At 59.8% G+C, this 13,603-nt stretch carries 12 protein-coding genes; 5 read left to right on the top strand and 7 right to left on the bottom strand.

The genetic code is table 11. The features are described 5' to 3' along the window. Positions 1-65 precede the first annotated feature (65 nt). From gyrA to DW754_RS08020, 7 genes are all read right to left on the bottom strand, one after another. Positions 66-2,774, bottom strand: a complete 2,709-nt coding sequence (gyrA, locus tag DW754_RS08050; RefSeq protein WP_117759217.1) for a DNA gyrase subunit A — start codon at positions 2,772-2,774, stop codon at positions 66-68. A gap of 41 nt (positions 2,775-2,815) precedes the next feature. After that, positions 2,816-4,846, bottom strand: coding sequence for a DNA topoisomerase (ATP-hydrolyzing) subunit B (gyrB, locus tag DW754_RS08045; RefSeq protein ID WP_117759213.1), 2,031 nt, complete (start codon positions 4,844-4,846; stop codon positions 2,816-2,818). Positions 4,847-4,951: 105 nt separating this feature from the next. After that, complete coding sequence (locus tag DW754_RS08040) at positions 4,952-5,515, bottom strand: DciA family protein (protein WP_117759211.1); 564 nt, start codon at positions 5,513-5,515, stop codon at positions 4,952-4,954. Further along, positions 5,502-6,608, bottom strand: coding sequence for a DNA replication/repair protein RecF (locus DW754_RS08035; RefSeq protein WP_117759209.1), 1,107 nt, complete (start codon positions 6,606-6,608; stop codon positions 5,502-5,504). Before DW754_RS08035 ends, DW754_RS08040 begins: the two co-directional genes overlap by 14 nt. Before the next feature lie 9 nt (positions 6,609-6,617). Then, positions 6,618-7,721: a DNA polymerase III subunit beta gene (gene dnaN / locus DW754_RS08030; RefSeq protein WP_099432409.1), complete on the bottom strand. Its 1,104-nt coding sequence runs from the start codon at positions 7,719-7,721 to the stop codon at positions 6,618-6,620. Between the two features lie 238 nt (positions 7,722-7,959). Beyond that, on the bottom strand, positions 7,960-9,684 hold the full coding sequence (locus tag DW754_RS08025) for a DnaA ATPase domain-containing protein (RefSeq protein WP_117759207.1): 1,725 nt from the start codon (positions 9,682-9,684) through the stop codon (positions 7,960-7,962). A 15-nt stretch (positions 9,685-9,699) separates the two neighbouring features. Then, positions 9,700-11,052: an ATP-binding protein gene (locus DW754_RS08020; RefSeq protein WP_117759205.1), complete on the bottom strand. Its 1,353-nt coding sequence runs from the start codon at positions 11,050-11,052 to the stop codon at positions 9,700-9,702. Between the two features lie 345 nt (positions 11,053-11,397). Here DW754_RS08020 and rpmH point away from each other — a divergent pair, with 345 nt between their 5' ends. Genes rpmH through DW754_RS07995 form a run of 5 tightly spaced genes read left to right on the top strand, consistent with a single transcriptional unit; the run spans position 11,398 to position 13,526 of the window. Next, a complete protein-coding gene (gene rpmH / locus DW754_RS08015) occupies positions 11,398-11,532 on the top strand; it encodes a 50S ribosomal protein L34 (RefSeq protein WP_019127408.1) in 135 nt (44 codons plus the stop codon). 20 nt (positions 11,533-11,552) lie between these two features. Next, positions 11,553-11,891 (top strand): ribonuclease P protein component, encoded by a 339-nt coding sequence (gene rnpA / locus DW754_RS08010; RefSeq protein WP_082435526.1) that lies wholly within the window; start codon positions 11,553-11,555, stop codon positions 11,889-11,891. Continuing rightward, entirely contained in the window at positions 11,888-12,112 is a 225-nt protein-coding gene (yidD, locus tag DW754_RS08005; protein WP_022093804.1) for a membrane protein insertion efficiency factor YidD, read from the top strand. Before rnpA ends, yidD begins: the two co-directional genes overlap by 4 nt. 29 nt (positions 12,113-12,141) lie before the next feature. Further along, on the top strand, positions 12,142-12,912 hold the full coding sequence (locus DW754_RS08000; RefSeq protein WP_055251326.1) for a YidC/Oxa1 family membrane protein insertase: 771 nt from the start codon (positions 12,142-12,144) through the stop codon (positions 12,910-12,912). A 44-nt stretch (positions 12,913-12,956) separates the two neighbouring features. Further along, on the top strand, positions 12,957-13,526 hold the full coding sequence (locus tag DW754_RS07995) for a R3H domain-containing nucleic acid-binding protein (protein WP_117759203.1): 570 nt from the start codon (positions 12,957-12,959) through the stop codon (positions 13,524-13,526). Positions 13,527-13,603 lie beyond the last annotated feature (77 nt).

The raw sequence follows: 13,603 nt of genomic DNA, 5'->3' as shown, positions 1-13,603 counted from the left end.
GGTCGGCGCGCAGTGCGCCGACCGCCGATATATGGGGTCTGATATTTTCTATCAGCTAGGGCCTCTTACTCGTCTAGGAGATCCTCTGGCATGTCGTTGCCGTCGCCTAGGTCGACTGGGGCCTCTTCGGCGTCGGTTGCGGCCTCGGCGCCTTCGTCTTCGGGCTTCTCCTTGGCGGCCGTCATGCGGGCTACGGCGCAGATGCGGTCGTTGTCGTCGACGGTCATCATCTTGACGCCCTGGGTGGCGCGGCCGGTCTGGCTGATCTCGTCGGTCTTGACACGAATGACCGTCGCGCCCTCTGTCACGATGAACAGCTCGTGCTGCGGGCCCACCGTCTTCATGGCCGCGAGGTTACCCTTACGCTCGGTCATTTGGATGGTGTAGACACCCTGGCCGCCGCGATTCTGCTCCGGGTAGTCCGCAACCGGCGTGCGCTTGCCGTAGCCGCGCTCGGTGATGACGAACAGATCGCCGTTGCCGTTAGTGACTTCCATGCCCAGAACGCTCACGCCGTCCTTCATACCGATACCGCGAACGCCGCTGGTATCGCGGCCGGTGGCGCGCACCTGCTCCTCGGAGAACATGATCGCCTTGCCCGCGGTGGTGGCCAGGATAATCTTGTCGCCCTCGCGCACGCGGCGCACGTTCAGCAGCGCGTCGTCGTCACGCAGGTTGATAGCGATCAGGCCGTCGCGACGGCTGCGGTCATATGCGCTCATCACGGTCTTCTTGACCATGCCGCTCTTGGTGGCAAACATCAGGTACTCGTCAGCAGGGAACTCGCGGCAGCTGATGACGCTCGCGATCTTCTCGCCCTCCTCGAAGGGCAGCAGGTTGACGATCGCGGTACCGCGCGCCTGGCGCGTACCCACCGGCAGCTCGTGCACCTTCAGGCGATAGACCTTGCCCTTGCTCGAGAAGAACAGCACGTACTCGTGCGTGGACGCGATGAACATCTCGTCGATGACATCGTCCTCTTTGAGGTTGACGCCCGACACGCCCTTGCCGCCGCGTTTCTGGGCGCGGTAGGCGGCCACCGGGATGCGCTTGACATAGCCGGTGTGGGTGATGGTCACGACCATGTCCTCGTCGGCAATGAGGTCCTCGACGTCCAGGTCCTTCTCGACCTGGCTGATCTCGGTGCGGCGCTTATCGCCAAACTTCTTGGAGATCTCGCGCATCTCTTCCTTAATGACGCCCAGGATCTTCTCCTCGTGCGCCAGCAGGTCCTCGTAGTAGGCGATGGCGCGGCGCAGGCCGTCCAGCTCTTCCTGGATCTTGTCGCGCTCCAGGCCGGTCAGGCGGCGCAGCTTCATCTCGAGGATGGCCGTGGTCTGCTCGGGTGTAAAGCCAAAGCGCTCGATCAGGCGGCTGCTGGCCTCGGAATCGGTCTGCGAGGAACGGATGATGCTGATGACCTCGTCGATATGGTCAAGGGCCATCAGGTAACCCTCGAGGATATGCGCGCGGGCCTGAGCCTTCTTAAGGTCGAAGCGGGTGCGGCGAGTGACTACGTCGACCTGGTGGTCGATGTAGTGCTGCAGCATCTCGCGCAGGCTCAGGCATTTGGGAACGCCGTTGACAAGTGCTAGGTTGTTGGCGCCAAAGGTCGTCTGCAGCGAGGTGTACTTATACAGATTGTTGAGCACGACCTGCGGAATGACGCCCTTCTTGAGCTCGATGACCAGACGGATACCCTTCTGGTTGGACTCATCGCGCATATCCGAGATGCCCTCGATGCGCTTATCGTTGACGAGCTGGGCGATCTTCTCCTGCAGGGTGCCCTTGTTGACCATGTAGGGAATCTCGGTAAAGACCAGGCGGCTACGGCCGGTCTTGGTGGACTCCACATGAGCCTTAGCGCGCACGGTGATGGAGCCGCGGCCGGTCTCGTAGCTCTGCTTAATGCCGGCACTGCCCATGATGATGGCACCGGTGGGGAAGTCCGGACCGGGCATGATCTGCATGAGCTCGTCGACGGTGGCGTCGGGGTTGTCGATCAGGTAGCACGTGGCTTCGATCGCCTCGGTAAGGTTGTGCGGGGCGATGTTGGTAGCCATGCCGACGGCGATGCCCTGGCTGCCGTTGACCAGCAGGTTGGGGAAGCGCGCGGGCAGCGCCTGGGGCTCGGCGAGCGACTCATCGTAGTTGGGCTGCCAGTCGACGGTATCCTTCTGCAGGTCGCGCAGCAGCTCCATGGCGGGCTTTGCCAGGCGGCTCTCGGTGTAACGCATGGCGGCGGCGCCGTCGCCATCGATGTTGCCAAAGTTGCCGTGACCGTCGATGAGCGGCGTGCGCATGGAGAACCACTGCGCCAGGCGGACCATGGCCTCGTAGACCGCGAAGTCACCGTGCGGATGGTACTTACCGATAACTTCGCCGACCGTCCAAGCGGACTTCTTGTGCGGACGGTTGGGGTAGATGCCGCTCTCGTTCATGGCGTACAGGATGCGACGGTGCACCGGCTTTAAGCCATCGCGCACGTCCGGCAGGGCGCGCGCCGTGATGACCGACATCGAGTACTCGATGAACGACTGCTTCATCTCGCGGCCGAACTCCGAAATCTGGAGCTGACCGCCGTTGATATCCTCGCCGGCCGAGGCGCCACGGTCGACTTCGCCAAAGCTCTCCTCGAGCTCGGCGTCGTCGTCCTCTTCCTCATCATCGGCATCGGGGTTATAGGCGTCCGGATCGCCGTCCTCGCCCTGCTCAGCACGGGCAAGCAGGCGCTTCAGATCATCGGGCATGCCGGCGTCGCCGGCCTCGTCCATACCCTCGTTATTGTTGATATCGTCTGCCACGTTACCTCCTCTTAAGCGTCAAGGAATCGTGCGTCATGCGCGTGCTTCTCGATGTACTCGCGGCGATAGCCGACCTCGGAACCCATCAGCTCGCGCACGGCGCGGTCTGCCACCACGGCATCCTCGATCGACACGCGCTGCAGGATGCGGGTCTTGGGATCCATCGTCGTCGAGGCGAGCTGCTTGGGGTCCATCTCGCCCAGACCCTTGTAGCGCTGGACGGTATAGCCCTTGCGCTTCTTGGTGATCTTGCCATCCTTGGCCTTGCCGTCTTCGTCGTTATCGTCGGGGTTCAGGCCCAGACTCTGGATGGTGTCGCGCAGGATCTCGTCTTCGGGCTGGCGGCCGTTGGGATACACGTAGTGGATCTTGTTGCGCACCTTAATGCCAAAGATGGGCGGGCAGGCAACATAGACGTAGCCGGCATCGATCAGCGGACGCATGTACTTGTAGAAGAACGTCAGCAGCAGGATGCGGATGTGCGCACCGTCGACGTCTGCATCGGTCATGATGATGATCTTGTGGTAGCGCGCCTTGGTGATATCGAAGTCGCCGCCGTCGCCGGCACTCGTCGTGACGCCGCAGCCGATCGCGGTAATCAGCGACTGGATGGTGTCACTCGAGAACGCGCGATGGTCACCAACGCGTTCGACGTTCAGAATCTTGCCGCGCAGGGGCAGAATCGCCTGGATGTCTCGGCGACGGCCGTCCTTGGCCGAACCGCCTGCCGAGTCACCCTCTACGATGAAGAGCTCGGTCAGCTCGGCATCGCGCACCGAGCAGTCAGCGAGCTTACCGGGCAGGGACGCCGTCTCGAGCAGGCTCTTGCGGCGGGTCGCCTCGCGCGCCTTGCGGGCGGCGTTGCGCGCCTTGCAGGCCTGTTGCGCCTTCTTGACAATCTCGCGGGCGGGCTTGGGATGCTCCTCCAAGTAATCGGCGAGACCGTCGGTCACGATCTTGAGCGTGAGCGCGCGCATATAGGAGCTACCGAGCTTGGCCTTGGTCTGGCCCTCAAACTGCGGATCGGGCAGCTTAACCGAGATAACGGCCGAAAGGCCCTCGCGCACATCGTCGCCGGTCAGGTTGGCGTCTTTTTCCTTGAGCAGGTTCTGTTTGCGCGCGTAGTCGTTGATCACGCGGGTGAGCGCGGTGCGAAAGCCCTCAAGGTGCATGCCGCCCTCGGGAGTGTAGATGTCGTTGGCGAACGACATGACGTTCTCGCCGTAGCCGCTATTCCACTGCAGGGAAACCTCAACCTCGCCTATCTTGGCCACAGGCGCGTCCGGATCCGATTTGCCCTCGATGTAGATGGGCTCCTTAAAGGCCTCGGGGACGTCCTTGCCCTCGTTGAGAAACTTGACGAAGTCGACGATGCCGCCCTCGTAGCAAAACTCCTCCACGTGGGGAGTCGCCTCGCGCTCGTCGGTCAGCACAATCTTAAGGTTCTTATTGAGGAACGCCGTCTCCTGCAGACGGTTGTGCAGCGTATCGAAATCGTAGATGCAGGTCTCGAAGATCTCGTCGTCGGGCCAGAAGGTGACGGTGGTGCCCGTTGAATCCGAGGTGCCCACGACCTCCATCTTCTTGACGGTCTTGCCGCGCGAGAACTCCATCTCGTAGGTGTTGCCATCGCGACGAACCTGAACGACCACGCGCTTGGACAGCGCGTTGACGACGGAGATGCCCACGCCGTGCAGGCCGCCCGAGACCTTATAGGCCGAGTTATCGAACTTACCGCCGGCGTGCAAGATCGTCATAACGACCTCGAGCGTCGGGATCTTTTTAACAGGGTGCTCGTCGACGGGGATGCCGCGCCCGTTGTCGACGACCGTGATGGAGTTGTCGGCGTGGACCGTCACCTGGATCTCGGTGCAGAAACCGGCCATGGCCTCGTCGACGGAGTTGTCAACGATCTCCCACACCAGGTGATGCAGACCGCTGGCGCTCGTCGAGCCGATATACATGCCCGGGCGCTTACGAACGGCCTCGAGACCTTCGAGAATCTTAATCTCGCCGCCATCGTAATCGTTTTCGTTTGCCACACGTCCTCCTTCAGTCAAGAAAATGTGTACAGCCTTACTAGTTTATCGTAAAAAAATACCCTCGGGAACGAGGGTATTTGGCTCTACAAGGCCACCAGATGCGATTTAAGGCTCTTTTTTGCTTTGCACGCCCTTGGCCCACTCGGCACTGGCTCTCATGGCATTCTCGAGGGCCTCGCGCAGTTTTTGGTCTTCGATGGGCGCCACTTGGCGCTCGATCTCGGTACGCTCGGCCTCACTTAGGTCGGCGTGCGGGGCCGGCGATCGCTCGGTCGTCGCCGGGCGCAGGCGCTCCTTGGCGGCGGACGGTGTGTGACCGGGCGCGGTGGTTTTGAACACCAGGCCGTCCACATGCGCACCGGCGCGCTCCATGCGTGCGCGGATGATCTCGCGCAACAGCGTCATTTCCTGCGTCCACGAGGGCGAGTCGAGATATACCAGCAGCTCATTGGACTCGGGCAGGTAGCGCAGTCCCGTCACATGCCGTCCCTCGCGCGTGCCCGAGCACACCGCGTTCCATGCGCGATAGACCGTGCGCGACTCCTCGGCAGCCTCCATCTGCGCACGGCGCTTAGGCGTTGCAGCCGCCAGGATGCGCTGGCGCTCTGCGTTCAAAAACCCGCTGAAGGCGACTGTCTCGCTCTCGCGCTCGTAATTAGCACGTCTCACCCATGCTCACCACCTTGGCTCGATCAAGCAGGTCATCGGTAAAGTACCCCAAGTTGGTCGTAGTTATGACCGTCTGGATATCATCGCCGATCAGCCGCAGGAAAGCACCGCGACGCCCGCCGTCGAGCTCGCTCATCACGTCGTCCAGAAGCAGCAGTGGGGCGGTGCCCAGGACATCGCGAGCCACGGCAACCTCGGCCACCTTCCAGGACAGCACCAGCGTGCGCTGCTGTCCTTGGCTGGCAAACGAACGGGCGGAGCGACCCGCCACGGTAAACTCAATCTCGTCGCGATGCGGTCCCACCAGCGTCACGCCGCGGCGAATTTCCTCGTCGGCGTGCTCATCGAGGGCAGCCAGCATGCGCTCGTACGCCCAGCCCTTCAGCTCTTCGCGATCCTCGACCTGGGGCAAATCCCCCAGCGTGGACGCATAGGACACGTTGGCGGCCTCACCGGACGCCACTTGCCCGTAGGCAGCGCGCACATGGCCCGCCAGCCGGTCGAGTAGGGCCAACCGGTGCACGAGCAGGGCCGAGCCCGCGCGGGCAATCGAATCGTTCCACGCGCCGAGCATCTCGCGGCAGCACCAGGTCTCCTTGAGCAAGGCATTACGCTGGGTCACGCAACGCCCATAGGTATTCGCAAGATCGGCATAGCGTGCGCTCAGTTGCATGCCAAAGTCATCGAGGGCGGCGCGGCGCACACTGGCGCCTCGCTTAACCATGTCCAGATGGTCGGGACAAAACAGCACGCTCGGCAGAACCCCGCGCACACCGGCGGCGGAGCATCTCTTGCCGTTGCGGCTAAACGAGCGCTTACCGTCCCCCGCGCTCAATCCCATATCAAGCACGCGGCCGTCGCCCTCGAGCCTCAGCTCGACCTTGCACGAGCCCACGCCGTCATGGACGAGCTCGGCTGCGGTCGGATGCCTAAACGAGGCACCGCTCGTCAGCAGCTGCAGCGCCTCTATGAGATTGGTCTTTCCCGCTGCGTTGGGTCCCGCAAGTATCGTCACGCCCTCGTCCAGGGCAAGGCGATAGCTATCGAAGCTGCGGTAGTGCGCGACGGAAAGATCGCGGGCGAACATGGTCATGGCGCAGCGCTAGATGCGGACCGGCATGACTAGGTACAGGTAGTTGATCTTGTCGTAGGACTTGAAGATGCCCGCCTGCGAGTAGCTCTTGAGCTCCAGCGTGATCTCCTTCTCCTTGGACAGGGCATTGAGGCAGCCGAAGATGTAGTGGTAGTTGAAGGCGATGGTACCCGACTCGCCCTCGGCCTCGACATCGATCGTCTCCTGCGCAAGGTCCTGGTCATTGGAAATGGAGGACAGGCCCATCTGCCCGTTCTCGACATCGATCTCGAACTTGACGGCGGGGTTGGCGCTCGCGATAACGGCCACGCGCTTGAGGGCGGCGTTAAAGGCGGCGACGTCGATCTTGACGCTCGTCACGCACGAATCGGGGATGAGCTGCTTGTAGTTGGGGTACACGCCCTCGATGCGGCGCGACACGTAGGTGGTGTTGCCGGCCTCGAAGACGACCTGGGTGTCGGTAGCCCCGATCATAATGGTCGCCTGGCTGGCCATGATGTTCAGCGCGTCGTTAAAGGCGTCGGCTGGAACGTTGAGCTCAAAGGAGCCCTCGAGGGTCGAGGTCTCGACCTGCGTATCGCACACGGCCAAGCGGAAGGAATCGGTCGCCACCAGGCGTACGGTGTTGTTCTCGACCTTCATGTGCACGCCGCCCAGGATGGGGCGAGCCTTGTCGGTCGAGGTGACGCGCCACACGCGGCCGACCATTTCGGACAAGACATCGGTCGGCAGCTCCACGGCACTCTCGATGGCATAGGCCGGAAACTCGGGGAAGTCATTGGCATCGAGCGTGTTCAGCCTAAAAGAGCTCTTCTCGCAACCAATCAGTACCTGGCGCTCGGACAGCTCAAAGGTGACCGGGGCATCGGGGAGGGTCTTGGTGATATTGGAGAGCATCTTACAGGGGATAACCATCTCGCCCTCTTCTTCGACATGCGCCGCGATGCGATGACGGATCGAGATGGTGTAGTTAGAGGTCTGGAATTCCAAGATGCCGTCTTGCGCCTTGACGAGCACGCCCGACAGGATGGGAAGGGTGGATGCCGAAGCGACACCCTTCATAACGACGCCGATGGCTTGTGTAAGCGAGCTCTGGCTGACGGTGAACTTCATCTTTTAATACCTTTCTATAGATATAAATATCTTAATAATAGTAATAGCACTGACGAAACTGTTGATTACTCTCAAAGACGCAGGTCAGACCCAAAAAGAGAATCGACAGCAACCTGTGTGCAACGGGGGTGGTTTTCCACGTTCAAAACCTGCGCAAAACTTTTCATCACCGCGGGTTGGGTTTTAGACACCTTATGCCCGTGGTTTCGACAAGTTTTCAACAGGTGTCTCTATTTCCCTACGAGCGCAGTGTAATTTTATCGCGCAGCGACTTGAGGTCTTCGGTGACGGTGCGGTCTTCCTGGATCATCTTCTGGACCTTTTTGTAGCTTGTGCTGACGGTCGAGTGGTTGCGGTTGCCAAATTCGGCGCCTACCGCCGTGGTCGTCATCTCGCACATTTCGATGGCCAGGTAGATAGCGATATGGCGTGCCTTGGCGATATTGGCGTTGCGACGCGGGCCGATGAGCTCCTCGTGCGTCACGCCGTATTGCTCTTCGATGACGGACTGAACCGTTTGGACGTTGATCTTTTTGGCCGATGTGTCGAAGTACTGGCTGGCGATGGCGTCGATATCGTCAAAGGTGAGCTCCCCGCCCTCGCGCTCGCGGTCGCCCGCCTCGCCGGCGCAGCGCTCGCAAAAGCTCTCGAGTTCGCGGATGTTGGTGCCCGAGACCTCTGCCATGTGTTTAAAGTGCTCGTCGGTCAGGTGCCCGCTGTCGCCCCCATAGGCCGCCAGCAGCGAGTCGTCGCCTGCCTCGGGAGCGGCGACGATGGTGTTCTCGTAATAGCGCTGCAAGATCTTGTATTTCATCTCGTAGCTGGGCTCTGCGACCAGGCAGAGCATGCCGGCGTTGAAGCGGCTGGTCAGACGCTCGTCCATGCTCAGGTCTTTGGGAGCGCGGTCGGCTGCGATGACGACTTTTTTGTTGTTGCGGATAAACTCGTCCATGAGCTGGAAAAAGTAGTCCACGCTCGCGCGCTTGCCGATGATGTTTTGAATGTCGTCGATGATGAGCACGTCCACGCCGTGGTATGCCTGCATGATGGGGGCGTTGCTCTTCTTTTGGCGGTCGAACTCGGTCATCAGGTCGTCCAGATATGCCTGGGAGTTGGCATACTTGACCTTGATCTCGGGCGACTTCTCGGCGAGCTCGTTTTTGATGGCAAGCAGCAGGTGCGTCTTGCCCAGGCCCGATTTGCCGTAGATGAACAACGATGTGCACGTGCCGCGCTCGTCCGCGAGGGCGGCAAACTTGAGTGCCGAGCGATAGGCATGGCTGTTCTCGGGGCCGTAGACAAAGTTCTCAAAGGTAAATTTTGAGTTCGCGGCGAGCGGGGCTCCATCCGTATTCTGCTCGGCCGGCACGGTCGGTGCTGGCACGGGTGAAGCGGGGGCCGCAGCTTGCGTGGATTTAGCCGGCGCTCCGCCCTTCATCTGGTTCATCATGCGACGAAAATCATCGGCCGAGAGTGTGTTCTTGATTGCAATGCCCGAATCCGCGCTCGCCGCTGCGTCGTGAGCGATGGGCATGTGCGTGACGGGTGCGTTCGCTGGCGCCGCCGCCGCGGTCGGCAACGGTGCCATGGTTTCACGGGAAACATCGCTGTGCTGGTGCTCGATTGTCGGCACGTCGCCTGCGGAGGCCGGCACCGCCGGGGAAGCAGCGGGAGCCGCGGCGGCCGCCGTCGCGGCAGCGGATTCGGCCGTTGCGCCTTGCGGTGCCACGATATCGAGCGCGATCGGCGCAAAGGCGATTTCTTCCAGATAGGCCTCAATAGTCGGCTGATGCTTTTTGAGCTGCGCGATGGCAAAGCGCGAGGGCGCCTCGATCGTGAGCGTATCTTCGGTCAGGCTTATAGCGCGCGATTGCCCCAGCATGTTGATGAGGCGTGCATCTTGGCCGTCGCGCTGGCAAAAGGCGATGGCATCCCCCAGGATGATGCTTGCTTCCTCGTCCACTGTCTCTCCCGTTCTTTAGCTCTGAGCTCGCACGCGAGCGGCGCCGAGTTCGGTCAGATGGTATTTCTGGCCATGCTTGATGACCAAGCCGGCCTGCGCCAAGTCATTGAGCGTGCGTGACCAAGTGGGGGCCGAGTTTCCAAACGCCCTCGCCAGATCGGTTGCGCCGCACGCTTGATTTTGCGCCAGATAGCCTAGCGCGGCGTTGCCGCGATCGCTTACGAACACGTCCGGTTGTGGCTGCGCATACTGATTTGCTGCATTAGGATACATCATTTGAGCTGCTGGTTGTTGAGAACTCTGCATGGTCGGCATCTGCTGTTGAAAACTTTGGGGCCACTGTTGGTAAGGCTGCGGAGGCATCTGCTGGGCCCAGGGGTTGTACTGCTGCTGCGGCATCTGCTGGTACGGCTGCTGATATCCCTGCTGGTACTGCTGCGGGAACTGCTGGCCATACCCCAGTGGCGGCATCTGCTGATATGGATATCCCTGATGGTACGGCTGATAGCCCATTTGTTGGCCACCCGGTGCCCCCGTCGCCTGCTGCATTGCTGCTGCATCCTGATCCGCCAGCGGCATGGCCTCTGGCATGTTTGGCGGCATCGACATCGATGCCGCCTGGGGCTCTTGTGTAGGAAGTATTCCGGGCTGCTGCATCTGCCCCACGGGGGGCTGCATCTGCTGCGTTGCCATGGGCTGCTGCGCAAAAGCTCCCGGCAGGGGATATGTGGGCTGCTCCGTCTCGGGTCGCACGGCTGCCCCGCGCCCGCCGGCACGCTCGATTTCCTGCACGCGCTTGGGGTTCAGACTTACCGTCACGACGGTGCCGTTGCCCATGTTGTCCTCGATGGAGACGGCGCCGCCGGCGTTTTCCAAGTACTCCTGTACCATGGGAAACCCGGCGCCGGTGCCGCGGATATACCGTTTCATCTTGCTGTTTGCGCTGGTTACGCCAAAATCGAAGGCACGCTCTTTGTCGTCGATGCCCGGACCCTGATCGGCAAAGCGGATGGTATCGCCACCGTCGAGAATCGAGATGATGGGCTCTGCAAAATGCGCGTGGATAAAGTTTTCGACAATCTCGCGGATAACCATCAGCGAGATGCGTCCTCCCTGCTCTTTCATGCACTGGTAGACGGTGTTGGTTGTCTCTTCCAAGTAGGTACGGACGTCTTGCGGTTCGATGACGATGACACGCGGTGTCGACAGCATGTCATCGTAGACCGCGATGCGCGCTGCATACATGGCTTTTGGCGCCTGCGTGGTCGTCTGCTCGCCTTCCTCACGCTCTTCGCGCACGCCGGTGATGTGCTCGTTGTCGGGTGCCGGGTCTCCGGAATCGACCATGGTGTAAAAGTCGTCAGACATGCCGCTCGCAATCTTTCAAAAGGTTTCGAACAAATAGTAGCTCACCGTGCAATGTTTCTCATCTTTCGACAACTTTTCAAAACCTGTTGAAAACTTTGGAAAACGGACGAAAAGTTCTCAACATTGCCAATATGACCTGTTGAAAACTCGATGAAATATCGTGAAAAGTTGCCATGCACCGCTAAATCGAGCTCGGCTTATGGGGGAACCGTGTGAACTGCGCAACCTTTTACCTTTGATTTCTTGACATTTGAACATTGATTTCCCTACAATCTTCAAGCTCACGTGTCTATATCTGCGTCCGCGCCCCCGCGGACACTCGAAATGCAGCAGGAGGAACTTAAGATGAAGCGTACGTATCAGCCTAATAAGCGTAAGCGTGCCAAGACCCATGGCTTCCGTGCCCGTATGGCCACTAAGGGTGGTCGTGCCGTGCTCGCCCGTCGTCGCGCCAAGGGCCGCAAGCGTCTCACTGTCTAGCAGCGATACACACATCTCGCATGAAGACTATTAAGTCTCGGCAAGATTTCGAGCATGTGTTCAGTCAGGGGCGTCGTTTCAATCACCCTCTGATTCGAATGACCATATGTGAATCGGTTGGCGAAGGCGACTCCGGAAGGGTCGCCTTCGTTGGTGCTAAACGGCTCGGTTGTGCTGTTGTGCGCAACCGTTCTAAGCGTGTGATGCGCGAGGCCGCCCGCAGCTGTGGATTTCCCGTTGCGGGTTATGACATCATCTTGTTCGCAACTCCCAAGACGAGGGTTTCTTCGCCTCAGGAGATGGACAATGCATTGCGTTCGCTTATGAAACGCGCCGGCGTTGCCGGGGAGGAGCGATGAGCAATCACGTTTTGCGACGTGTTGCCATCGCTCCTATTCGCATATATCAACAGGTTATTTCGCCCTTATTGCCTGACGCCTGCATTTATTACCCAACGTGCTCGCAATACGCCGTCCAGGCGATTGAGAAGTACGGTGTTTTGAGAGGCTGCTGGCTTGCCGTGAGGCGCATCGCTCGCTGCAATCCCCTGCACGTCGGCGGTTATGACCCTGTGCCCTAGCGGGCACTCGCTATCGGAGGAAAACTTACATGTGGGATTGGATCGTTAACATCCTTTTCGAGCTGCTCAAGCTCATCCAGACCTTTGCGGTCGACTGGGGCCTGTCCATCATCATCCTGGTGGTCATCATCCGTCTGCTGCTGACGCCGCTTATGCTCAAGTCGACTAAGTCGACGGCACGCATGCAGGTGCTGCAGCCCAAGATGCTCGAGATCCAGGAGCGCTATGCCGACGATCCCCAGCGTCAGGCCGAGGAAATGCAGAAGTTCTACAGCGAGAACAAATTCAACCCGATGGCTGGTTGTCTGCCGCTGTTGATTCAGATGCCTGTCCTGTTCGCCCTCTTTACGCTGCTGCGTAACCTGCCGGACTACTTTAACGACGGCACGTTCTCGTTCTTTAATATTCTGCCCGACCTGACCACCACGCCGAGTGCCTCCTTTGCCGATGGCTTTATGGTCGCGCTGCCTGCGCTGGTCTGCCTGATCCTGTTCGCTGTCCTGACCCTGATTCCGCAGCTCTATATGTCGCGCAACCAGACCGGCCAGCAGGCTCAGAGCATGCGTATGATGGCCGTTGTCATGACGGTCATGATGCTTTGGATGGGCTGGAGCCTTCCCGTCGGCGTTCTGCTGTACTACGATGTGTCCTCTGCCTGGCAGGTTATCCAGCAGATTTTTGTGACGCAGAAGGTTATCGACAAGGCGAAGGCTGATGAGGAGGAGCGCCTTAAGAACGCGCCGCTGCAGGTTGAGGTCACTCGTCGCGAAAAGAAGCCGCGCCCGCACAAGAAGAAGTAGCGGGATATCAATCTTATTTAGGTACCTAACTTTTGGAGTACGTTATGTCTGAAGAGATCATCGAGGATATGCTTGAGGAGGTTGCCCCGCAGGTCGCGGGCGATTATCCCGAGATTGCACAGCGCTACAAGGCCGGTGAAGAGTTGACCGACGAGGAGCTCGACACCATTGCCGATGTCGCGATTTCCATCCTGCGTTCCATCCTTTCGCACTTCGATGCCGACAACTCTCCCATCGATGAGTATGAGGGCGACGAGGGTGAGCTGATTCTGGATGTAACGGCTCCCGACCTTGCTGTTCTCATTGGCCGTCATGGTCGCACCCTTGATGCCCTTCAGGTTATGTTCTCTTTGCTAGTGAGCCGCAAACTTGGCTTTAGGTATCCGGTTGTAGTGGACGTCGAGGGATACAAGAGCCGCCGTCAGGACAAGGTTGCCTCCATGGCTCAGTCTGCAGCCGAGCGTGCCATCCGCACTCATAAGAGTGTTTCGCTTCCGCCCATGAATGCCTATGAGCGTCGACTGGTTCACATTGCACTTCGTGGCAATGATGCCGTCGATACTCATTCTGAGGGTTCTGACCCCGATCGCCATGTGGTGATTGTTGCTCGATAATCTGCTCGAGCTTATGCTAAGGGGACGTGGTTTCCACGTCCCCTTTTTTTGTCAAAAGTTCTCGATACACTGATTTT

It is taken from the genome of Collinsella sp. AM29-10AC (assembly GCF_003469085.1).
Classification (GTDB): Bacteria; Actinomycetota; Coriobacteriia; order Coriobacteriales; family Coriobacteriaceae; genus Collinsella.
This window is presented reverse-complemented; position numbering and strand designations above follow the sequence as displayed.

What these genes read in the sequence shown, in the direction of transcription:
- DW754_RS07995 (WP_117759203.1), top strand. Translation starts at nt 12,957, where the DNA reads ATGTCTGAAGAGATCATCGAGGATATGCTTGAGGAGGTTGCCCCGCAG.
- rpmH (WP_019127408.1), top strand. Translation starts at nt 11,398, where the DNA reads ATGAAGCGTACGTATCAGCCTAATAAGCGTAAGCGTGCCAAGACCCAT.
- yidD (WP_022093804.1), top strand. Translation starts at nt 11,888, where the DNA reads ATGAGCAATCACGTTTTGCGACGTGTTGCCATCGCTCCTATTCGCATA.
- rnpA (WP_082435526.1), top strand. Translation starts at nt 11,553, where the DNA reads ATGAAGACTATTAAGTCTCGGCAAGATTTCGAGCATGTGTTCAGTCAG.
- DW754_RS08035 (WP_117759209.1), bottom strand. Translation starts at nt 6,608, where the DNA reads ATGACCATGTTCGCCCGCGATCTTTCCGTCGCGCACTACCGCAGCTTC.
- DW754_RS08000 (WP_055251326.1), top strand. Translation starts at nt 12,142, where the DNA reads ATGTGGGATTGGATCGTTAACATCCTTTTCGAGCTGCTCAAGCTCATC.
- DW754_RS08020 (WP_117759205.1), bottom strand. Translation starts at nt 11,052, where the DNA reads ATGTCTGACGACTTTTACACCATGGTCGATTCCGGAGACCCGGCACCC.
- dnaN (WP_099432409.1), bottom strand. Translation starts at nt 7,721, where the DNA reads ATGAAGTTCACCGTCAGCCAGAGCTCGCTTACACAAGCCATCGGCGTC.
- gyrA (WP_117759217.1), bottom strand. Translation starts at nt 2,774, where the DNA reads ATGGACGAGGCCGGCGACGCCGGCATGCCCGATGATCTGAAGCGCCTG.